The 730-nt window shown below is 63.3% G+C and carries 1 protein-coding gene; it reads right to left on the bottom strand.

Going from position 1 to position 730, the window contains the following annotated elements; translation table 11 throughout:
• Positions 1 to 730, bottom strand: a 730-nt coding sequence (gene vgrG / locus ACM6IP_RS24000) for a type VI secretion system tip protein VgrG (protein WP_414862409.1), incomplete at both ends; no start/stop codon positions are given.

Here is a 730-nt window from a genome sequence, read left to right as displayed (position 1 = left end):
GACCTCCAGGCTGCGGGCGCGGGCGGCGCTAAGGCTCAGGTGAGTGATCAGCGCGCCAGGGGCAAAGGCCTTGGGCGCACCGCCGGAAATGTTCAAGACCTGGCCCGGGGTCAGGGTCGCGCTGCTGCTGATGCCGCTGAGTTGCGTCTGGTCGTTGAGGTAACGCTCGTGGCGCAGGCGGGCGTAGAAAAAGCCGCTTTCGCTTTGCAGCTCTTCGTCCTGGTCGAGGGCGTCGCCCAGCTGGGTATACGGTTCAGCGTACAGATAAGCCTCGCCGTAGGTAGTGCTCGCCCCGCGGCTCTGGTCCACGTCGCCCTTGAGCCAGGCGTTGGCCTGACGTGGGTCGTAGGCACGAAAGTGAACGTGTTGTTCCACCACCTGGTGGCGAGTCTCCAGTTGCCAGACGGCGTCCTGGGCGCTGCTGCTCAGGCCGCAGGTCGGTCGATAAGGCAGTTCGACGTCGAACTGATAGTGACGTTGGGCGTCGTGCAACTCCACCACGTCGATGCCCAGGCGCTCGTCGCTGGTGACGTGGTACCAGATCCCGATCTCGGCCAGCAGCCGCGAGATAAAGCCCAGGTCGCTTTCACCGAACTGCATCACCTGCTCGCGCTTGGGGTACTCGCGCAGCAGGTCGAAAAAGAAGTCCTGGCCTTCAAAATCGTGGCGGCTGCGCAGGATGCTCTCGACGATCTGCGGCACCGATTGGTGCTGGTAGATACGAAACTGT

Source organism: Pseudomonas sp. IT-P176, assembly GCF_949767245.1.
Taxonomy (GTDB): Bacteria; Pseudomonadota; Gammaproteobacteria; order Pseudomonadales; family Pseudomonadaceae; genus Aquipseudomonas.
Note: the sequence above shows the minus strand (reverse complement) of the source record. Positions and strands in the feature narration are given on the sequence as shown.